General features: G+C 66.9%; 19 protein-coding genes. 7 read left to right on the top strand and 12 right to left on the bottom strand.

Annotated elements, in window-relative coordinates:
* Positions 1-56: 56 nt before the first annotated feature.
* The 5 genes from kdsB to ZRA01_RS00340 are packed head-to-tail and all read right to left on the bottom strand — an operon-like array spanning position 57 to position 3056.
* Positions 57-818 carry a 3-deoxy-manno-octulosonate cytidylyltransferase gene (gene kdsB / locus ZRA01_RS00360; RefSeq protein ID WP_141348760.1) on the bottom strand — a complete coding sequence of 254 codons (762 nt, stop codon included), beginning with the start codon at positions 816-818 and terminating at the stop codon, positions 57-59.
* Between the two features lies 1 nt (position 819).
* Positions 820-1008, bottom strand: a complete 189-nt coding sequence (locus ZRA01_RS00355) for a Trm112 family protein (RefSeq protein ID WP_141348759.1) — start codon at positions 1006-1008, stop codon at positions 820-822.
* The gene (lpxK, locus tag ZRA01_RS00350) at positions 989-1999 is read right to left on the bottom strand and encodes a tetraacyldisaccharide 4'-kinase (protein WP_141348758.1); all 1011 of its coding nucleotides are present in this window, start codon (positions 1997-1999) and stop codon (positions 989-991) included. Before lpxK ends, ZRA01_RS00355 begins: the two co-directional genes overlap by 20 nt.
* Before the next feature lie 18 nt (positions 2000-2017).
* Entirely contained in the window at positions 2018-2440 is a 423-nt protein-coding gene (locus ZRA01_RS00345; RefSeq protein WP_141348757.1) for an ExbD/TolR family protein, read from the bottom strand.
* A 10-nt stretch (positions 2441-2450) separates the two neighbouring features.
* The gene (locus ZRA01_RS00340; protein WP_141348756.1) at positions 2451-3056 is read right to left on the bottom strand and encodes a MotA/TolQ/ExbB proton channel family protein; all 606 of its coding nucleotides are present in this window, start codon (positions 3054-3056) and stop codon (positions 2451-2453) included.
* A 298-nt stretch (positions 3057-3354) separates the two neighbouring features.
* Here ZRA01_RS00340 and xseA point away from each other — a divergent pair, with 298 nt between their 5' ends.
* Both xseA and ZRA01_RS00330 read left to right on the top strand, forming a co-directional pair.
* Entirely contained in the window at positions 3355-4713 is a 1359-nt protein-coding gene (gene xseA, locus ZRA01_RS00335) for an exodeoxyribonuclease VII large subunit (protein WP_141348755.1), read from the top strand.
* A 127-nt stretch (positions 4714-4840) separates the two neighbouring features.
* Positions 4841-5425, top strand: a complete 585-nt coding sequence (locus ZRA01_RS00330) for a superoxide dismutase (RefSeq protein ID WP_141348754.1) — start codon at positions 4841-4843, stop codon at positions 5423-5425.
* A 267-nt stretch (positions 5426-5692) separates the two neighbouring features.
* Here ZRA01_RS00330 and ZRA01_RS00325 read toward each other — a convergent pair whose 3' ends face one another.
* Together ZRA01_RS00325 and ZRA01_RS00320 are read right to left on the bottom strand one after the other, a co-directional pair.
* On the bottom strand, positions 5693-6544 hold the full coding sequence (locus ZRA01_RS00325) for a GTPase family protein (RefSeq protein ID WP_170182858.1): 852 nt from the start codon (positions 6542-6544) through the stop codon (positions 5693-5695).
* 350 nt (positions 6545-6894) lie between these two features.
* Entirely contained in the window at positions 6895-7347 is a 453-nt protein-coding gene (locus tag ZRA01_RS00320; RefSeq protein ID WP_141348752.1) for a DUF4760 domain-containing protein, read from the bottom strand.
* 346 nt (positions 7348-7693) lie between these two features.
* Between ZRA01_RS00320 and ZRA01_RS00315 the strand changes: the two genes are divergently transcribed.
* A complete protein-coding gene (locus tag ZRA01_RS00315) occupies positions 7694-8032 on the top strand; it encodes a hypothetical protein (protein ID WP_141348751.1) in 339 nt (112 codons plus the stop codon).
* A gap of 145 nt (positions 8033-8177) precedes the next feature.
* Here ZRA01_RS00315 and ZRA01_RS00310 read toward each other — a convergent pair whose 3' ends face one another.
* From ZRA01_RS00310 to ZRA01_RS00290, 5 genes are all read right to left on the bottom strand, one after another.
* Entirely contained in the window at positions 8178-10841 is a 2664-nt protein-coding gene (locus ZRA01_RS00310; RefSeq protein WP_141348750.1) for a cation-translocating P-type ATPase, read from the bottom strand.
* 14 nt (positions 10842-10855) lie between these two features.
* Positions 10856-11791 carry a sodium:calcium antiporter gene (locus ZRA01_RS00305; protein WP_141348749.1) on the bottom strand — a complete coding sequence of 312 codons (936 nt, stop codon included), beginning with the start codon at positions 11789-11791 and terminating at the stop codon, positions 10856-10858.
* Between the two features lie 199 nt (positions 11792-11990).
* Positions 11991-12299, bottom strand: a complete 309-nt coding sequence (locus ZRA01_RS00300) for an HPF/RaiA family ribosome-associated protein (protein WP_141348748.1) — start codon at positions 12297-12299, stop codon at positions 11991-11993.
* A gap of 286 nt (positions 12300-12585) precedes the next feature.
* On the bottom strand, positions 12586-15642 hold the full coding sequence (locus ZRA01_RS00295; protein ID WP_141348747.1) for a response regulator: 3057 nt from the start codon (positions 15640-15642) through the stop codon (positions 12586-12588).
* A gap of 539 nt (positions 15643-16181) precedes the next feature.
* The gene (locus tag ZRA01_RS00290; protein ID WP_141348746.1) at positions 16182-16724 is read right to left on the bottom strand and encodes a redoxin family protein; all 543 of its coding nucleotides are present in this window, start codon (positions 16722-16724) and stop codon (positions 16182-16184) included.
* Positions 16725-16962: 238 nt separating this feature from the next.
* On the opposite strand from ZRA01_RS00290, the gene ZRA01_RS00285 reads away from it, so the two are divergent.
* The 4 genes from ZRA01_RS00285 to epsC all read left to right on the top strand — a co-directional run bounded on the left by ZRA01_RS00285 (position 16963) and on the right by epsC (position 20641).
* On the top strand, positions 16963-17982 hold the full coding sequence (locus tag ZRA01_RS00285) for a sulfate ABC transporter substrate-binding protein (protein WP_141348745.1): 1020 nt from the start codon (positions 16963-16965) through the stop codon (positions 17980-17982).
* Positions 17983-17984: 2 nt separating this feature from the next.
* Positions 17985-18671, top strand: a complete 687-nt coding sequence (locus tag ZRA01_RS00280; RefSeq protein WP_141348744.1) for an RBBP9/YdeN family alpha/beta hydrolase — start codon at positions 17985-17987, stop codon at positions 18669-18671.
* Positions 18672-19102: 431 nt separating this feature from the next.
* Complete coding sequence (locus ZRA01_RS00275) at positions 19103-19618, top strand: rhodanese-like domain-containing protein (RefSeq protein ID WP_141348743.1); 516 nt, start codon at positions 19103-19105, stop codon at positions 19616-19618.
* A gap of 3 nt (positions 19619-19621) precedes the next feature.
* Complete coding sequence (epsC, locus tag ZRA01_RS00270; RefSeq protein ID WP_141348742.1) at positions 19622-20641, top strand: serine O-acetyltransferase EpsC; 1020 nt, start codon at positions 19622-19624, stop codon at positions 20639-20641.
* Positions 20642-20856 lie beyond the last annotated feature (215 nt).

Here is a 20856-nt window from a genome sequence, read left to right as displayed (position 1 = left end):
TTTCCCTCCAGTGGTTATTGTTGTTGCGATGTTGAATGGCGAAACTAACGCGAAGCTTACACCCGGTCAAACACTCTGCGCACCCGCTCGAGATCGTCGGCGGTGTCGACGCCTGCAGGAGGCGCGTGATCGAGCACCATGACCTGGATCGGATAGCCGTGGGCCATCGCCCGCAGCTGCTCGAGGGCTTCCCACTGCTCCAGCGGCGACGGTGCGAGGCTGGTGTAGCGCTTGAGGAAGCCCGCCCGGTAGGCGTAAAGGCCGATGTGGCGATAGGCCGGCAGGCCCGTCGGCAGCGTGCCCCGGTCGGCGGCGAAGGCGTCCCGCGCCCAGGGGATCGGCGCCCGGGAGAAATACAGCGCCCGCCCGCGGGCATCGAGGACGAGTTTCACCACATTGGGGTTGAAGAACTCGTCGGCGGAATGCAGCGGGTGGCAGGCGGTGGCGATGGCTGCCTCGGGGTCGGCGGCCAGCGCGGCGGCGGCGGCGGCGATGAGCTCGGGCGGGATCAGCGGCTCGTCGCCCTGCACATTGACCACCACGTCGTCATCGGCCCAGCCAAGGCGCGTGGCGACTTCGGCGAGGCGGTCGGTGCCCGACGGGTGCTCGGCCGCGGTGACGATCACCTGACCGCCCGCCGCCTCGACAACCGCGGCGATGCCTGGATGATCGGTGGCCACCCACACATCGTCTGCGCCGGCCTCGCGGGCCCGGTCGAGCACGTGCAGGATCATCGGCTTGCCGGCGATATCCAGCAGCGGCTTGCCCGGCAGGCGGCTCGACGCATGACGCGCCGGGATGACGATGCGGAAACCCATCTCAGCGCGCCTGGGCGAGTTCTTCTTCGGTGAGCGGGCGAGCTTCCTCTTCGAGCATCACCGGGATGCCGTCGCGGATCGGATAGGCCAGGCGCGCGCTCACGCTCCACAGCTCCTGCTTGTCCTTGTGGAAGTCGAGGGGGCCCTTGGTGATCGGGCAAACGAGGATTTCAAGCAGTCGGGGGTCCATCGAGCTTCTCCACAATCAGTTCTGCGGCTTCCGGCGCAAGCTGCGCCCGAACCGGCCACACCCAGCTTTCAGCCGGGGCGAAAGGCGCGCATTTTACCGCATCCTTCTCGGTCATCAGAAGCACATCGCCATCGGGCACGGCCACATCGGCGGGCGTGAAGGCGTGGTGATCGGCAAACGGCCGTCGCTCGATCACCAGCCCCATTGCTTCGAGCTGCCCGAAGAAGCGCTCCGGCCGGCCGATGCCGGCCATCGCGTGCACGCGCCGGCCGCGGAAATCCGCCGGCAGCCGTCGCTCGCTGCGGGCACCGACCCGCTCGAAGGCCACGCCGGCAAGTTCGAAGCCGAACACCGGCGCACACCCCATTGCGGCGCGCAGGCGAGGCGAAAGCCCGCCCTGAGCCAGCACCACGGTGGCTTCGGCGAGCCGGCCGACGCCTTCGCGCAGCGGGCCGGCGGGCAGGCGGAAGCGGTTGCCGAGGGTCGCCTCGTCCACCACGATGATCTCCACGTCGCGGGCCAGGCGGTAATGCTGCAGGCCGTCGTCGGCGATGATCACATCCACCTCGGGGTGCGCCGCCAGCAAGCTGCGCCCCGCCGCCGGGCGGTCGCGGCCCACCCACACCGGGCAACCCGACAGCGCCGCCATCAGCACCGGCTCGTCGCCGTAGCGCGCCGGATCGCCACCGGGCGGCACCTCCGCGGTGCCTTCGACGGAGCCACCGTAACCCCGGCTGACGATGCCCGGCCGGTGCCCGCGGGCGCGCAGCGTGTCGGCCAGCCACAGGGCGATAGGCGTCTTGCCGCTGCCGCCGACGGCGATGTTGCCGACCACGATCACCGGCACCGGCAGGCGCTCCGCCTTGAGTACGCCGAGCGCGAACAGCCGGCGACGCAGGCCGGCGAGGAACGCAAAAAGCAATGAGAGGGGAAGCAGGCAGTACGCCGCAAGCCCACGGCCTAGCCAGAATCCGGGGGCGCTGCGCGGCATGATGGACGCGCGGACGCGTTACTGCTGGGCCGCCTGGGTGGCGAAGGAGATATGCACCAACCCGGCTTGCTGGGCCGCCTGCATCACGTCGATGACGCGCTGGTGGGCCGCCTTGGCGTCGGCGTTGATGATAACCACCGGATCCTTGGCGTCGGGCGGCACCGCCGCCTGCAGGGCCGCCACAATGGCCGGCTGGCCGGAGCCATTCACCGGTCGCTTGTTGATGACCACGTCGCCAGCCGCCGTGACGGCCACGTTGACCTCCACGGTTTTGGCGTTGCTGGCCTGGGCGTCGGCGGTGGGCAGGTTGATCTCCAGCCCGGCAAAGCGCGAATAGGTGGTGGTGAGCATCAGGAAGATGATGATCACCAGCAGCACGTCGATCATCGGGATCAGGTTGATCTCGGGCTCCTCGCGGGAGCGGCCACGGCCGAAGTTCATGGCGGGCGCCTCAGCGACGGTCGCCGTGGACCACTTCCACGAGGCGGATGGCCTGCTGCTCCATCTCGACGACGAGGCCATCCACGGTGGCCCTGAAATGGCGCCAGAAGATCATGCTGGGCATCGCGATCACCAGGCCGAAGCCGGTGTTGTAGAGGGCGATGGAGATGCCGTGGGCGAGCTGCTGGGGGTTGGAGCCGCCCGGCGTCTGGGAGCCGAAGATCTCGATCATGCCCACCACGGTGCCAAAAAGGCCCATCAGCGGGCTGATCGAGGCGATGGTGCCGAGGGTGGTGAGGAAGCGCTCCAGGTCGTGCACCACGGCGCGGCCGGTTTCCTCGATGGACTCCTTCATCACCTCGCGGGGGCTGCGCACGTTGCGCAGGCCGGCGGCCAGCACGCGGCCCAGCGGCGACGACAGCGCGACGCGGTTGACCATCTCGGGGGTGGCGCCGGAGGTGCGCAGTTCGCCGACGACCTTTTCGAGCAAGCCCTCGGGGAGGATCTTGCTGCGGCGCAGGGTGATGAGCCGCTCGATGATCAGGGCCACCGCGACGATGGAAGCAAACAACAAGGGCCAGATCGGCCAGCCGGCGGCCTGAATGATGGCGAACACGCGAACACTCCTGCGAATCGTATGAAGCCCGAGAATGTAACCCGCCCCACGGCGCAGGGCAACCAGCGAGCGCTTCACGACAATCCACAAAATCTGTGGATAACTTTGTGGATTGCTGTTGATCGAACGCCCTAAACCCGCGCCCAGCAAGGGTTTTTCCTACTCGGGTCAAAAAATAGGCTACGGCAACATCCCATACAAATCAAAGACTTAACTGTTTCCACCCAAGTCAAGCCCGGCAACGGGATTTTTTTGCACCCGGAAGGCGAAGATGTGGATTCCGGTAGAATCCAGCCCCATGAACACCCCCCGAAATTCTGCCGAAGTCAAGCCCGGCGAGGTCGTCTCCGTGTCCTGGCTCAACCGGGCCGCCCGCAATGTGCTCGAAGAAAGCTTCCCGCTGATGTGGATAGCCGGTGAGGTATCCACCCTCACCCGCGCCGCCTCCGGCCATGTTTATTTCACGCTGAAGGACGAGCAGGCCCAGGTGCGGTGCACCATGTGGCGCAACCGCGCGCAGCTCCTGCCCTTCCGCCTGGAGCACGGGATGCAGGTCGAGGTGCGGGCGCTGGTGAGCCTGTTCGAGCCCCGCGGCGACTACCAGCTGAATGTCGAGGCCGTCCGCCACGCGGGGGTCGGCAACCTCTACGAAGCCTTTTTGCGCCTCAAGGCCCGCCTCGAGGCCGAGGGGCTCTTCGAGCCGGCCGCCAAGCGGGCACTGCCGCGTTTTCCGCGCGGCATCGCGGTGGTCAGCTCGGCCCAGGCCGCCGCCTGGCGCGACGTGACCGCGGCGCTCGCCCGCCGGGCGGCCCACGTGCCGATCACCCTCTACCCCACGCCAGTGCAGGGCGACGGCGCGCCGGCCCAGATCGCTGCGGCCATCCGGCGGGCTGGCCGCAGCGCCGCCCGTGACGGCACCGATGTGCTGCTCCTGGTGCGCGGCGGCGGCAGCCTCGAAGACCTCGCAGCCTTCAACAGCGAAGCCGTCGCCCGCGCCATCCGCGCCTGCCCGCTGCCGGTGGTGGTGGGCGTCGGCCACGAGACCGACGTGAGCATCGCCGACTTCGCCGCCGACCTGCGCGCCGCCACCCCCACCGCCGCCGCCGAGCTGGCCAGCGCCGGCTTCGTCGAGCTCCACGACAAGCTGGCCCTGCTGGACGCCCGCCTCACGCGCGCCATGCAGCGTCGCGTTGAGACCGCAGCCCAGCGCCTCGACCGCGTCGCCGCCCGGCTCACCCACCCGCGCCAGCGCCTCGTGCAGGCCGGCCTGCGCCTCGAAACCCTGACGCAGGCGCTCCACGCCCGCATGGCGCGCCAGCTCGCCGCCGGGGAGGCCCGGGTGGGCGCCCTCGGCCTGCGTCTCGCCGCCCGCAAGCCTGATCTCGCCCAGCGGCGGGCCCGCCTCGACGCCCTCGCCCAGCGCCTCGAGCGCGCCGGCAGCAACCTGCTCGAGCGCCGCCGCAGCCGCCTCGACGCCCTCGCCCAGCACCTCGCCCACCTCGACCCGCGCGGCGTGCTCGCCCGCGGCTACAGCATCACCCGCAACGCCGCCGGCGAAATCGTGCGCGACGCCGGCACGCTGTCCCCGGGCGATGGCATCCACGTCGAGCTTCACCAGGGCAGCGTGGACGCCACGGTGAACCCGCACAATGACTAACCACAAGCCGCGCCCGGCCAGCCCGATTCAATCCGCCGGCCGCCGCGGATTGTGCAGGCACACAAAACCCGACTAAAATCGTCGGACACACAAGCCCGCTTCATAACCAACAACCCCGGAGAACAAGATGGCTCATACCCTGCCCGAACTGCCCTACGCCAAGAACGCCCTGGCTCCCTTCATTTCCGAAGAGACCCTTGAGTTCCACCACGGCAAGCACCACAACGCCTACGTGGTCAACCTCAACAACCTGATCCCGGGCACCGAGTACGAAGCCCTGTCCCTCGAAGAGATCGTCAAGAAGGCTCCGGCTGGCGGCGTTTACAACAACGCGGCCCAGGTCTGGAACCACACCTTCTTCTGGAGCTGCATGAAGCCGAACGGCGGCGGCGCGCCCACCGGCGCCCTGGCCGACGCCATCAACGCCAAGTGGGGCTCCTTCGACGAGTTCAAGAAGGCCTTCCAGGCCTCCGCCGTGGGCAACTTCGGCTCTGGCTGGACCTGGCTGGTCAAGAAGGCCGACGGCTCCGTCGACATCGTCAACATGGGCGCCGCCGGCACCCCGCTGACCACCGGCGACAAGGCCCTGCTGTGCATCGACGTGTGGGAACACGCCTACTACATCGACTACCGCAACCTGCGCCCGAAGTTCGTCGAGACCTTCCTGAACAGCCTCGCCAACTGGGACTTCGCCGCCGCCAACTTCGCGTAAGCGGCGCCGACTTTCGGCGTGAAGGCCCCGTGAGGTCGCGTCCCTGACGTGATGCGGGGCCAGAGGGCTGGAATAAAAAAGGGAGCCGAGAGGCTCCCTTTTTTTGGTGCGTGGGGCGGTTTTGGGGTGAAGGGGATGCTATGGCTTTATGTTTGGGATGTCTGTTATCGACCCAAGGCGGCCGTTGAGCCTTGAGGAAAGCTGTCGTTCAACGCTTGAAATCAGCCGCGCCCGCTTGCGGGCGTCGGCTGGATTGAATTGTTATGCTTAAAACCAACTCTTGATCCAGCGTCCAATAGAGGAGATTATTTTTGGAGCAGAAGCAATAATGACATCAACCACCTTGTCTTTAACTGTATCCCATGCTTCTCCGGCAAACTCCTTAACAGAGTCCCAGATTCCTTTTTCAGCGCCTTTTCTTGCCTCCTCGCTTACGTTTTCTTGTTTTGCTTCGCGAGTGAAAGAGAACTTTTTTTCGTTTGGGAGCGCCTCCACAACGAGTTCAACGAGTTCTCTTAGGTTGTATGCTCTTCCTTTTTTAGAGACAGCGACAGAGATTATTTGATTTGTACTAACGCCGAATCTCTTGGAGATGTCATTTTCCTTGATGGCAATATTTCCATTCTGTGATCCGCCGGGCTTGTATTCTTGATGATCCCAGTCTTCGATGTCGTTAGTTTTATCTGTTTGTGTGACCACAAATAAAATAGGTGGTGATTTTTCATTAGCACCAAATACTTCCTTGTAAGCATCCAGAGCTGATGCGTAGTTTCTATCATCGGCTTTTATAGTCCATAGAACCAAATCAAGTTCTGGAGCCAAGCTCTTGTAAAGAGCGGTGTATTCTTTTTGATGGGTCGGATCCTCACCGATACCAGGAACATCTACAAGAACGATTCCGCTATTTTCTGATCCAATCAGAATTTCTTGGGGTTTTCTTGTGCAAGCTTCAACGTCACTTATTTTTGCTACTTCTTTTCCAAAGATTGCGTTGCAAAGGCTTGATTTTCCAACTCCAGAATTTCCAAAAACACCAACTTTTGGTGTATATGAACGCATTCGTGTAATTTTTTTGCTGATTTCTTGAACCAACTGTTCGTGCGTAAGTGGCTTATTCATTCGAATTTTTTCCTTGCTGTAGGGTGTGAGTGGCATAACGTTTGAATTCACCGGCCTTGCGCGGCTTTATGCGCAAGGTCCGGTGGAATGATGGGTTAGCCAGCTTTCCCTGAGCCCCCGCAACAACCGCAGGGCGCACCTGATGGGAGGGCTGAGATTGTATTGGCACGGGCCTCAAACGAAAGGCTCTCTGTTGCCAGAACTCGCCGGGTACGCTCGATTGTGACGGTAATAATTTCATCCGAGTTTCCCGACACAGAGAAGGACTTCTTGAATCTTTGATCGCCACTCTTTGCAAACTCACGAACAGTTTGGACTACGGTTTTTTCATTCATATGATTTCCTATTGATTAAGCACGTTGAACACGATCCTGCGACAGTCTTTCACTCTCAAGCGAGTTGTAAAACTCAGTGGCTGCCCTGTTTTGTTTGAGCAGCCCCTCACCATCAACTGAAAGCCCTGGAATTGAGCGACATCTCTTGACATCGTCGTAGTGCACGATGAATTGATCTTTGAATGTTCGTCGTATAACTTTTTCATCAATCATTCCACCCTCACAGCAAAGGGCCACTAACTCAAGCGTATTGACGACCTTGATTACATCCGGAGTAACCGGAGTGTTTGAGTCAATTTTGCTTAACGTTGCCATGTAGTCCCACAAAGGAAGGAGTAGTTGCCGTTGAGAAAGTAATTTCTGGTTCTGATGCACTTTGTAGGCAACGATGATCGCTATTGTCGTAGCAACGCCAGATAAAACAGCCCCTGCGGCCGCTGAAACTGCAGTGATCAAATTGACATCCATAGGCGATTCCTTTGCTGGCTAACTTTGTTTTAGGGCGACAGTTCTGCCGCGTAACATCGGAATGCCGGATAACACGGCCGGCAAGTTATTGTTCAAAAACGCAAACTAAGCACAATGCAAAATAACACGGCAGGGAAAGCAGCAGCCGACGGCATAGTAGGATGATTCGATCCATGTGGCGCGCAGGCTAACAGCCTACCACCTCGCCCGAATGGCCGTTATCTGGATCGGGCGGCGACCGTCCGATCTTGGCCGAACTCCGCCCCACCACTCCCACGACTCCCCCGAATCATACCCCCACAACATAACACGCCACACCATCCGCTCATCCCCCCGCAGCCCCACATTGAGCACCCCCGCCATCAAGCTTTCCGCCGCAGTCCTTCGCCCCCGTCCCGCAGCCCACACCGCCTCAAACTCTCCCCACCCGCCGCACACGCCGCCCCGTCGCACCGACAACATCACCACCACCCCGAACAACACTGTTTTCCCGCCTGCAACGTCATCGACAGCGCCGACAACGTTGTTGTTTGCCCAAACATCGTCATCGACAGGCCTGACGATTGAGTTTTTCGGCGTGAAACTCTATCGACAGCCCGAACAATTCAATCTACAGCTCCGACAACTCAATCTACAGCCCGAACAATTGAGTTTTTTCACAGAAAGATTTTGTTTTTCGCCGTAAAACTAAATCCTTCACCGAAAAACAACGATGTTTTCCATAACATCCTTACCGCAAGCCAGAGCGCCAGTGTTTTTCACCTAAACACCACCACCCACAGCGGTTGCCGGCGCACTGCCAGGGGAATCGCTAGCGCCCGCCGGCTGCGTCAGCCCCGGCTCACCCTCCGGAACAAGCACATCAGCAGCTTGCGCGCTTCGTCCAGCACGAGGGTGGTGGAGGCGATGGCGATGGCGACGCTCCATTCGAGCGGGCTGAGGGCGACGGTGTCGAAGATGGCCTGGGCCGGGGGCCAATGCACGGCGACCACCTGCAGGCCGAGCACGCCGGCGAGGGACAGCCAGAGTTTGCCGTTGCTGAAGAACTGGGCGTTGAAGGCGCTGCCATGTTCGGCGCGGGCGTTGAAGATGTTGAAGAACTGGAACAGCACGAAGGTGGTGAAGGCCAGGGTGCCGGCGCGGGTGGCGTCGCCGCCCTGCAGGGCCCAGGCGTAGGCGGCCAGGGTGCCGACGGCCATCGTGACGCCGTAAAGGCCGACGCGCCACAGGCGCTGGGCCGACAGGATGGCGGCGGTCTTGCTGCGCGGGGGCTCGTCCATGATGCCGACGCGGCCCGGCTCGACGCCGAGGGTCATGGCCGGCGGGCCGTCCATGATGATGTTCACCCACAGGATCTGGATCGCCGTGAAGGGCGTCGCGAAACCCAGGAAGGGCGCGGCCAGCACCGTGAGGATGGCGCCGATGTTGGTGGACAGCTGGAAGCGCACGAACTTGATGATGTTCTCGTAGAGGGTGCGCCCCTCCTCCACCGCCCGCACGATGGACGAAAAGTTGTCGTCGGTGAGCACCAGGGTGGCGGCCTCCTTGGTGACCTCGGTGCCGGTGATGCCCATCGCCACGCCGATGTCGGCGGCCTTCAGGGCCGGCGCGTCGTTCACCCCGTCGCCGGTCATCGCCACCACGTGGCCGCGCCCCTGCAGGGCCTCGACGATGCGCAATTTGTGCTCGGGGGCGACGCGGGCGAAGACGGCGCTCTTCTCCACCAGCGCGGCGATGTCGTCGGGGGCGAGGCCGTCGAGCTCGCGGCCCTCGTGGGTCTCGCCGGCGAGGCCGAGCTCCCGCGCGATGGCCGCGGCGGTGACGCGGTGGTCGCCGGTGATCATCTTCACCTCGATGCCGGCGGCGTGGCAGCGGGCGATGGCCTCACGGGCCTCGGCACGGGGCGGGTCGATGATGCCGACGAGGGCGTGGAGGGTGATGCCCTGCACCCAGGGCAGCAGGTCGCCGGCGGGGTCGAACCGGCCGGCGGGGATCAGCCGCCCGCCCACCGCCAGCACGCGCAGGGCCTGGGCGGCGAGGGCCTCGTTGTCGGCCGCGAGGCGCGCGCGCAAGGCCGCGTCGAGGGGCTGCGGCCCGGCGTCGGTCAGGCACTGGCCGGCCAGCCCGAGGAGCACATCCGGCGCGCCCTTCACGCACAGCCGCACCTGATCGCCGTCGTGGTGGAAGGTGGCCATGAACTTGGTGGCCGAATCGAAGGGGATCTCGGCGATCCGCGGCAGCTGCGCCTGCAGCCGGGCGGCGTCGAGCCCGGCCTTGGCGGCCAGCGCCAGCAGCGCCCCCTCGGTGGGGTCGCCGATCAGCTCGCCGTCGCGGATGCGCGCGTCCACGCACAGGGCGGCCGGCAGCAGCACCTCGCGCAGGTCGCCGGCGCCGGCGATGGCGCCCTCGCTGCCGTAGCCCTCGCCGCTCACCGCGTGGTGCCGGCCCTTGCAGACGAGCGCCCGGGCGGTCATCTGGTTGAGGGTGAGGGTGCCGGTCTTGTCGGAGCAGATGACGGTGGTGCAGCCCAGCGTCTCGACCGCCGCGAGCTTCTTGACGATGGCGTGGCGGCGGGCCATGCGGTGCATGCCGAGGGCCAGGGTGACGGTGACCACCGCCGGCAGGCCCTCCGGGATCGCCGCCACGGCCAGGGCGATGGCGGTCATCGCGGTCTGGGCCAGGGGTTCGCCGCGCAGCACGCCCATGCCGAACATCACCGCCACCACGCCGCAGGCGATCAGCGCCAGCCGCTTGCCGAGGCCGTCGAGCTGGCGCTGCAGGGGCGTCTCGCCCTCGGCGGTCTCGGCCAGCAGGCCGGCCAGCCGGCCCATCTCGGTGCCCATCCCGGTGGCGGTGACGACGGCCTCGATGCGGCCGCGGGTCACCACCGTGTTCATGAACACCATGCCGTGGCGCTCGGCCAGCACCGCGTGCTCGGCCACGGCGTGGGGCTGCTTGGCCACGGCATGGGATTCGCCGGTGAGGGCAGCCTCGGCCACCTCGGCGCTGTGGGCCGACAGCACCCGCGCATCCGCCGGAATGCGGTCGCCGGCCTCGAGCAGCAGCAGGTCGCCGGGGACGAGCGCGGCGGCCTCGATCTGCTGCACCTCGCCGTCGCGGCGCACCCGGGCGGAGGGCGCCAGCATCTTCTTGAGGGCCGCCAGCGCCGCCTCGGCGCGGTGCTCCTGCAGGAAGCCGAGGCTGGCGTTGAGCAGCACCACCACCGCGATCACCCCGGCGTCCTTGAGGTTGCCGATGGCCCCGGCCAGCACCGCCGCACCGAGCAGGATGAGGATCAGCACGCTGCGGAACTGGTCGAAGAACTTGAGCCACGCCGGCCGCGGGCGCCTTTCGGCGAGCCGGTTGGGGCCGTGGGCATCGAGCCGCCGGCTGGCCTCGTCGGCGATCAGGCCGTGGGCGGCGTCGAGCTCGAACCGGCGGGTGACCTCGTCGGGGCTGAGGGCGTGCCAGGCGGTGTCCGGGGCGCGGTTCATGATGTTTTCCGGGTTCAGGAAGTGAGCGTCAGCCAGACGAAGCCGGCATACAGCATCAGCAGCAGGACGCCCCGACCGCGCCCGATGAGGCCGCCCCGGTCGGGGCGCAGCAACAGCAGCGCGGCGATGCCGCAGGCCAGGGTGAGGGCCACTTCGGTCAGCGGTGCGGAGATGGGATGGATGACGCCGGCGACGCCGACGATCGCCAGCCCGTTGAAGAGGTTGCTGCCGATCAGGGTGCCCACGCCCACGTCGTCATGGCCGCGCAGGCGTGACAGGAGCACGGTGACGAGCTCGGGCAGCGAGGTGCCGATCGCCACCAGCACCACGCCGACCACATAGGTGTCGACAGCAAAGGCCGAGGCGATGCCCGTCGCCCCGCCGACAAACAGGCGGCCGGCGCCGATCAGCGCCGCGAGGCCGGCCGTGCCGAGGATGAGGCTGCGCACCGCCGACATCTCGCCGGCGTCGAGCGCCGCCGGCGCGTCGCGCTCGCGCAGGGCCTGACGGAGGGTCACGGCCAGCCAGACGGCGAAGGCCACGATCAGCAGCAGCGCCTCCGCGCGCGCGATCTGCCCGTCGACGGCGAACACCAGGGTGAGCACGGGCACCGCCAGGGCGAGGTAGTAATCGCGCCCGAAATCGCCACGGCTGGTGGGTACCGCCCCATACAGCAGCGCCAGACCGAAGATCAGGGCGATATTGACCACATTGCTGCCCAGCGCGTCGCCGAGGCCGATCTGCGGCTGGCCGGCGAGGGCGGCGACGCTGGAGACGGTGAGTTCGGGGCTGGACGTGGCGAAGGCCGCCAGGGTCACCGCCACCACCCGCTTGGGCACCCGCAGGTGAATGGCGGCCCCAAGAATGGACTTGAGGAAAGCCTCGCCGCCCACCACGGCCAGAACGACCGCAGCGAGCACGGCAAACAGATCATCAAGGGCGATGCTCATGGCTTCAGCTTCGGTCGGCCGCTCCGGCTTGCCGGTAAAGGCAGCCTGCGGGCGGGAGCGGCGGCGTCATGGCATTCTCACGCGGCGGTTGGACGGCGGCAGGGCAAACAAGCGGGGCTATGCCCAGCTGCGGCGCGCACCGCGTTGCCTAAGCAAGATCAACGAGGCCGCCGGCGGGGAAGCCCCGATGCACTGATACTCAGGTGTGGGCCCGCGACAGCTGGCGTGAAACGCGCAGGCGCAAGCGCTCGGCGGCGCGCTCGATGGCCTGAAGGATGTTGCTGCCCAGCTCTTCGATGACGAGCACGGCATCGCCTCTCAGGGTGAGCACGACGCGGCACAGCTTGTCGACACCGCCGCGATCGGCGCCGTTGATGTCGCGCAGGCGGACCGAGGCCGCCTCGATTCCATCCGGGAAACAGGCAAGCGCGACGTCAAGCTTCTGCGCGGCGAAACGGCGCAGCTTTGCAGCCCCCTGAAGGCCGATGACCTGGATTTGAACTCGCATCTGATGCTCCTCTAAGCCACAGCAAAAATGCTGCATGGACAATACCTTAGCGCGATCTACCTATTCATTAAATCCGTATCTTTCTTAGGAACCCTCAATTTATTCCGAAGCTTTGGCTCGCCTTGGGCGGGTCCGGGCCGGGCACGGTGGCCTGTCGGCGGCGATCACGGCCAGCGCCGGTGAAGCCGTAAAGGGTAGAGATGGCGGGCTGCCCGCCCACCCGACCAGGGCGATCGACAGGGCGTGGACCAACGGCTGCCAGCCCCGACAGCGGCAGTCTGGCCGTTCAGCCCGCCTTCGCCGCCCCGGAAGCCTTTTCCAGCCAGCTCAGCAGCACGGCGTAGAGGTCGTCGGGGACCACCGGCTTGCTGACGAAGTCGTTCATGCCCGCCTCGTAACAGCGGGCCTTGTCCTCGCTGAAGGCGTTGGCGGTCATTGCGATGATGGGCAGGCGCTCCTTGGACCACCGCTTGCGAATCTCCCGCGAGGCGTCCAGCCCGTCCATGTTGGGCATCTGCATGTCCATCAGCACCAGCTTGTAGGCGTCGGCATCTGCCATCGCCACGCCCTGCAGGCCATCCTCGGCCAGGTCGACGACGAGGCCAACGTCCTTGAGGACGGCCTGGGCGACCTCGCGGTTGATATCGTTGTCTTCGACCACCAGGACACGGGTGCCCGCATGGTCGCGGCTGAGGATCGCCGCCGCGGCTTTTGCGTTCGACTCGTCGTCGCCGGGCGCCGCAACCTCGCCCTTCCGGATGCGGGCGGTGAACCAGAAGGTGCTGCCCACCCCCGGGACGCTCCGCACGCCCGCGTCGCCGCCCATCAGCTCGGCCAGCTTTTTGGTGATCGCCAGCCCCAGCCCGGTGCCGCCCGACTTGCGGGTGGTCGAGCTGTCCGCCTGCTCGAAGGCCGAGAAGAGCCTGGCGATGACGCTCGGCTCGATCCCGCTGCCGGTGTCCTCGACCTCGAAACGCGCCAGCACGCTGTCCGCGTCCTCGTCGACGATCCGGGCGCTCAGTGTGACGAAGCCGACCTCGGTGAACTTGATCGCATTGTTGGCGTAGTTGAGCAGGGCCTGCTGCAGCCGGGTGGGGTCGCCGACAAGGTTGCGCGGCATCCGGTCCACCACGCTAACCAGGCGCAGCCCCTTGGCCTGGGCGCGGTCGTCGAGCATCGACACCACGTTCGAGACGACCGACTCGACGCGCAGCGGGATCTCCTCGAGCACAAACTTGCCGGCGTCGATCTTGGAGAGGTCGAGGATCGCGTTGATGATCGCCAGCAGGTGCCCGGCGGCGGCCTCGAGCTTCTCCATCCGCAGCGTCTGCTCCGGCGCCAGCCCGGCGCGCCGGATCAGGTGAGACATGCCGACGATGGCGTTGAGCGGCGTACGGATCTCGTGGCTCATGTTGGCCAGGAAGGTGCTCTTGGCCACGTTGGCACCTTCGGCCTTGCGGGTGGCTTCGACCAGCTCGGCGGTGCGCGCCTCGACCATCGCCTCGAGCTGCTGGCGGTAGGTGTCGAGTGCCGCCTCCGCCTGCTTGCGCTCGGTGATGTCGAGATTGATGCCCAGCAGCCGCACCGCCTGGCCGGCGCCGTCGAACTGGGCCTTGCCCTTCGACAACAGCCAGCGCGTTTCATCCGGGCCGACGCAGACACGGAACTCCACCTCCAGCAAATCGCCCTGGGCGATCGCCTCCATCACCCGCGCATCGACCGCGGCCAGATCCTCTTCGAACACCCGGGCGCGCCATGCCTCGTTGGCAAACACCCCCTCGGCGGGCAAACCGAGGAGTCGCGCAGATTCGGGCGAGAAGTAAATCTGGCCGGTCTTCAGGTCCCAGTCCCACACGCCCACGTGGGCGCCCTCCTGGGCCCGGCGCAGGCGCTCCTCGCTGTCGTGGAGCGTCTGCTCGACCTGCGTTCGATCGGAAATGTCGGTCCCCACCCCAACCGTTGCAACCGGCTTGCCCGTCTCGTCGGTGACGAGCGTGGTCCGGAGATCGAGCAGCCTCTGGGCGCCGTCCGCCCGCGCGCTGACCACCCGGCCACGCCATCCACCCGTTCGTCGTGTCTCCTCGATAATCCCGGCGTGCGTCGCCGGCGCCTCCGGTTGGTCGTTGAAGGACGCGACGGTCCGCCCGAGAAGGGCCTCACTGCCCTGCGCCCGGTGCATCGTGGCGGCCCGGTTCACGTAAGTCACACGCCCTTCGAGGTCGGAGACCATGACCTGGTCCTGAATCTGATCCAGCACCAGCGATTGAAGGCGCAGCCTGCCCTCGACCCGCCTGCAGCGGCGGTTCTGGACAGCCAGCGCGACGGCCAGGGCCAACAAGGCCAGCATGACGGCCGACGCGCCGATGACGGTGTCCCGGTATTCGCTCCACAGCGTGCGCGGGCGGTTCAGGAACACGGTGTCCGCCGGGAGTTTCGCCGGGTCGGCCCCCCAGCGCTGCAATTGCGACCAGTCGAACAGGGGCTGCGGTGGCAGCGCCAGCTTGCCGACACCCGCCTGGAGGTCGCGCGCACCGCTCAGGATCTCGAAGCCGATCTCGCCGGCACGCCGGCCGATCGCGGCGGACGTCACCACGGCCCCGCCGACGAGCCCCTCCCGGATGTGGGCATCGTAAAGGGCCATCACCGGCGCATTGGCCCGCCTGGCGATCTCGGCGGCGACCTCGGCCGGAATGAAGCTGCGCCCTGTCCGGTCCCGGAAATAAGTCCCCAGCAGGACAAGGCTGTCGGCGGGCAAGGCGGCAACGCGCTGCAGCATCTCATCGTGGGACAGGGCCGCCGTGTTCTCGACCTCCAGCCTGCCGGGCAGCGCCGCCAGCGCATCGGCGACCTGCACGGAAGTGGGCGCTTGCCGGTCGTCCGCACCGAACACGGTCACCAGCCGCCGCGTGCGCGGAAAGAGGTCCAGCCCATAGCGGATCGTGCCCGCAACGTCGGCCCGGTCGGAGAGGTCGAGGATGGGGCGCGGCGTACCTTGCCAGGGCACGGCGGCGGTCGTGATGAAGGTCGCCACCACAGGTGTGTCGGGCGGCGCGAGCTCGTTGCCCTCCCGGGCCAGAAAATCCAGCCCCCACTGGTTGGCGGCGATCACGAGGGCCACATTCTTAGTCGCCAGCTTGTCCTTCAGCAGGCTCGCCAGCACGGCACGCCGGTGCGCATCGGGGGCGCGGACGATGTCCAGGGATTCGACGTAGATGTCATTGACACTGACACCCTTTTCCTTGAGCGCAGCCACCGCACCGGCGTTAACGGCATCCGACACAGGCAGGCCGTACTGTGTCCCGGAAAGGATCAGCACGCTCTTGTGCTCAGCGCCCTGGGCCATCGCCGGGCGCCCCGTGCCGCCCTCACCGCCAGGGGGAGTGGCTGCGCCCCCGGCAGCCGGCGCGAGCTGCGGGAACAGCAAGACCGCGAAGGCGACCACGGCGAGGCCCCTCGCATATCGAGCGCAGCGGAACCGGAAACCGCCGGTCGCGGAGCGAGTCGTGCTCACGCGTGATTGCATCCAGAAAACTCCCGTCCAGCCCAGGCCGGCACGATGAAGCGGCCCGGGCCGGGCGAAGGACGCCCCGGAAACGCGCCCATCGCTGCCTGACCAATGGCCAGGCTTCGAGCGGCGCCCGGTCTCCTGGGGCGAACCTTGTACCCAGACGGGTATTAATGTGTGCACCGAAGGCCCGGCCTCGCTGCCGAAAAAACGCTGCGTCGGGCTGGAGAGCATCGATGAATTGAGAAACGTATTTTCACGAAGTGAAACCCAGTTTCTCAAAAAAATCTTTTATGCCGTACAGAAAATCTTTGCTGCCCACCACAGAGCGGCGACATCTTGATTTAGATCACTTTACAAACCAGAAACACTCCCGCTCACCCCGTCACCACCTTCGCCCACCACAGGCGCAGGTGCATTCCCAGGGCCGTCGTGTAGCCCACCGCCACCGAGCGCAGCTGCCCGTCGGCGTCGATCACCGCCAGCGCCGGCACCCCGGCGAGGCCGTAGCGGGCGGTGATGGCGCCGTCCTCGTCCACCACCGTCGGCCAGTGCAGCCCGCGCTCGGCGAGCACCTTGGCGACGTCTGCCGGGTCGCCGGACTGCATCGCCACCGTGAGCACCGGCCAGCCCTCGGCGAGGCCGCTGATGCTGCCCTGCTGGGCCTTGCAGATCGGGCACCAGTCGGCCCAGAAGTAAACCGCCACCGGCCCGCCCGGGTGGGCGGCACGCCAGGCGGCGAGGCTGCCCTGCCCGCCCGCCGCCAGCAGCCCGGCAAAGGCCGGCGCGGGGCCGGCGGGCACGTGGCGGGTCTGCCACAGCTGCACGGCGGCAAACACCAGCGCGATCAGCGCAGCGTCGATCAACCAGCGCTGCCAGCGGGGGCGTCGGGTGGGGGGATTGGTGGCAGGAGCAGGCATGGGAGGGTCCGGTTGTCGTGGCAGCGGCGATCTTTAAAGCGATGATTGTAGGGGCGACTGAAGTCGCCCCTGCAAGTCGCCCCCGCAGGGGAAGCCCGCCGGGCCGGCGTGAGCTTACCCCGCCCGCCGCCCGCGCCGCCATTTCACGATTCCCGATTAGCTTCGTCATTTTTCTTGGTTCGTGGCGCTGGGCGATGTCCCTAGACTCGCCCCATCCACTCAAACCAAGGAAGAAACCATGCGCTCCAAGCCCTCCACGCCGCGCTTCGCCCGCGGCCTGCTCGCTGCCATCCTGTCCCTCGGCATCGCCGGCCAGGCCCTCGCCGACGTGACCCTGCTCAACGTCTCCTACGACCCGACCCGCGAGCTCTACCAGGACTACAACGCCGCCTTCGCCAAATACTGGAAGAACCGCAACAACGAGGTGGTCACCATCAAGCAGTCCCACGGCGGCTCCGGCAAGCAGGCCCGCTCGGTGATCGACGGCCTTGAGGCCGACGTGGTCACGCTGGCCCTCGCCTACGACGTGGACGCCCTCCACGAAAAGGGCAAGCTGATCCCCGCCGACTGGCAGAAGCGCCTGCCCCACAACGCCGCCCCCTACACCTCGACCATCGTGTTCCTGGTGCGCAAGGGCAACCCCAAAAAGATCCGCGACTGGAACGACCTGGCCAAGCCCGGCATCGATGTGATCACCCCCAACCCCAAGACCTCCGGCGGCGCCCGCTGGAACTACCTGGCCGCCTGGGGCTACGCCCTCAAGCAGCCGGGCGGCAACGACGCCACCGCCGAGGACTTCGTCAAGAAGATCTTCGGCAACGTCAAGGTGCTCGACTCGGGTGCCCGCGGCTCCACCACCACCTTCGTCGAGCGCGGCATCGGCGACGTGCTGATCGCCTGGGAGAACGAAGCCTACCTGGCCCTCAAGGAGCTCGGCCCGGACAAGTTCGAGCTGGTCACGCCCTCGCTGTCCATCCTCGCCGAGCCGCCCGTGGCGGTGGTCGACAAGGTGGTGGACAAGCGCGGCACCCGCAAGGTGGCCACCGCCTACCTCGAATACCTGTACTCCCCCGAAGGCCAGACCCTCGCCGGCGACAACTACTACCGCCCGCGCGACGCCAAGATCGCCGCCAAATACGCCAAACAGTTTGCCCCGGTGAAGCTGTTCACCATCGACGAAGTCTTCGGCGGCTGGGCCAACGCCCAGAAGACCCACTTTGCCGACGGCGGCCTGTTCGACGAGATCAACCGGCGCTGATCATGCAGCACACCACCCTCATCATCCCCGGCTTCCACGGCAGCGGCCCGACCCACTGGCAGAGCTGGTTCGAGGCCCGCCTGCCGGACGCCCGGCGGGTCATCGGCATCGACTGGGAAGCCCCCGTGCTGGCGCGCTGGGCCGGCGCCGTGCGCGACGCCATCGACCGCGCGCCGGGCCCGGTGTGGGTGGTGGCGCACAGCTTCGGCTGCCTCGCCTCGGTGGTCGCCGCCGCAGACCGGCCCGAACGCGTCGCCGGCCTGATGCTGGTCGCCCCCGCCGACCCCGAACGCTTCAGCCTCGCGGGCCTGCGCGACAGCAACGCCCACCCCGAACAGGAGAGCCTGGCCCGCTGGATCCCCCGCACGCCCCTTGGCGCCCCCAGCATCGTCGTCGCCAGCACCAACGACCCGTGGGTGCGCCTCTCGTCGGCGGCCTACTGGGCCGACTGCTGGGGCAGCCGGCTCGACCAGATCGGCCCCGCCGGCCACATCAACACCGACTCCGGCCACGGCCCCTGGCCCGACGGCCTCGAACGCCTGCAAGCCCTGCAGGCCGCCAGCGACAATCTGCCCCTAGGCCCCCTCGACGAAGCGCCCCACAACCGCCGCGGCCGTCACGGCGCCCTCGCCCGCCTGCGCCACGGCACCCGCAACGACGGCCGCCTGTTCGACCCGCGCGGCAGCTGACGTCTCCCTCCCCTGACAAGGGGAGGGTCGGGGAGGGGTTTGGTGGAGAGTGAGCGCGGACTCGCCCAATCCGAGCCCCGCAAGTTGCTTCGCGCCCTCGCAGCGGCAGCCCCCCCTGTCCCCCCTTGGCAGGGGGGAACCTTGCTGGGCGGGCGTGCCTGTCTCGCCAGGCCACCCGTGGGGGCAGACAAGGACTCCTGGTCTCATCAACTGTTGCGTGCGGCCGCGGCCGCCCCTGCAACACGCCGACCCGCATACGCCTGCCTTCGCGCCTGCGCAGACGCTCCCCACCAATCCTGCAATGCTTATCAGATCCCGCCTGCAATCGATCTGAATTCTTATTGGTTCGTCAGCGGCGGGCGGGCCGTTAATGTTTCTCCACCGGACAGGGCGCAGCCGAGCGCCCGCCAGCCAAACCCGTGGAGAACATCATGCTCGCCTCTCAGCCCACCGAAGCCCTTCAGCCCCGCTTTCAGGCCGCCCACGCCCAGCCGGACGACGCCCTCCTCGACAGCCTCCTGGACAACGCCTGCCGCACCGCCCGCGACGCCGGCCTGCCCTACGCCGGCGGCCTCGCGCCCAACGACGCCTGGACGCTGTTCAGCGCCGGCGCTGCCGTGCTCGTCGATGTGCGCACCAACGAAGAACGCAAGTTTGTCGGCCATGTGCCGGGCAGCGTCCATGTGGCCTGGGCCACCGGCACCGGCATGACCCGCAACCCGCGCTTCGTGAAGGAGCTGGAGGCCAAGGTGGGCAAGGACGCGGTGGTGCTGCTGCTGTGCCGCAGCGGCAAGCGCTCGGCGGCCGCTGCCGAAGCCGCCGCCCGGGCCGGCTTCAGCGCCGTCTTCAATGTGCTCGAAGGCTTCGAGGGCGAACTCGATGCCGACACCCGCCGCGGCGGCCTGGATGGCTGGCGCTTCCACGGCCTGCCCTGGGTGCAGGACTGAGCCATGAGCACCGCTGCCCTCAGCAAGCCCGAACGCCCCGCCCCCGGCGACGCCACGCCGGCCCCCGTCACCCGGCTGCACCCCGCCGCCGCCGTGGCCACGGCCTCGTGGAACCTGGAGGCCGTCGTCAGCGGCCTGCGCAGCGTGCGCGAGCGCTGGCGCCTCTCCCAGCAGCGCCAGCGGGAATGGGGCGGCCGCGAGCTGCCCTCCCGCGAGGCCCTGCGCAACGTGGTGGCCGGCCTGTGCGGCGCGCTCTTTCCGATGCGCCTCGGCCCCGCCGAGCTGCGCCAGGAGAACGAAGACTTCTACGTTGGCCACACCCTCGACGCCGCCCTCAACGGCCTCGCCGAACAAGTGGCGCTGGAGCTCGACTACCAGCAACGCCACGGCCGCCCGGATGTGGACGCCGGCCCCGACGCCGCCGCCCGCATCGTGCGCGAGTTTGCCGCCGCCCTGCCGGCGATCCGCGAACTCCTCGACAGCGACGTCGAAGCCGCCTACCGGGGCGACCCCGCCGCCGGCAGCGTGGACGAGGTGGTGCTGTGCTACCCCGGCATCCACGCAGTGATCCACCACCGCCTCGCCCACCAGCTCTACCGCCTGGGCGTGCCGCTGATCGCCCGCATCGTCGCCGAGCTGGCCCACTCGGCCACCGGTATCGACATCCACCCCGGCGCGCAGATCGGCCCCAGCTTCTTCATCGACCACGGCACCGGCGTGGTGATCGGCGAAACCGCGGTGATCGGCGCCCGGGTGCGCCTCTACCAGGCCGTCACCCTCGGCGCCAAGCGCTTCCCGGTGGGTGCCGACGGCAGCCTCGAGAAGGGCCTGCCCCGCCACCCGATCATCGAGGACGACGTGGTGATCTACGCCGGCGCCACCGTGCTCGGGCGCATCACCGTCGGCCGCGGCTCCAGCGTCGGCGGCAACGTGTGGCTCACCCGCAGCCTGCCGCCGGGCAGCCACGTCACCCAGGCCGGCCTGCAACAGGAGCCCGCCGCCGGCGACGGAGCCTACATATAAGGAGTCGTCCCGCGCCCCCCCGTGATAACGCCCCCAACCGGCACACCCCCCTGTAGGTGCGACTTCAGTCGCCCGCGGAGGCCACATTGAAGGATCTACCCCGGTTCAACCGGCTGAAGGCGACTGAAGTCGCCCCTACACAAGGCGGATACGTGTTTCGCAAAACCCGACCGGCACCGGCAACGGCGCCATGGGTTTCAGGTTTCAACCACACC

The organism is Zoogloea ramigera (genome assembly GCF_006539865.1).
Classification (GTDB): Bacteria; Pseudomonadota; Gammaproteobacteria; order Burkholderiales; family Rhodocyclaceae; genus Zoogloea; species Zoogloea ramigera.
The sequence above is the reverse complement of the archived record's forward strand: the minus strand, read 5'-3'. Positions and strand labels throughout refer to the sequence as shown.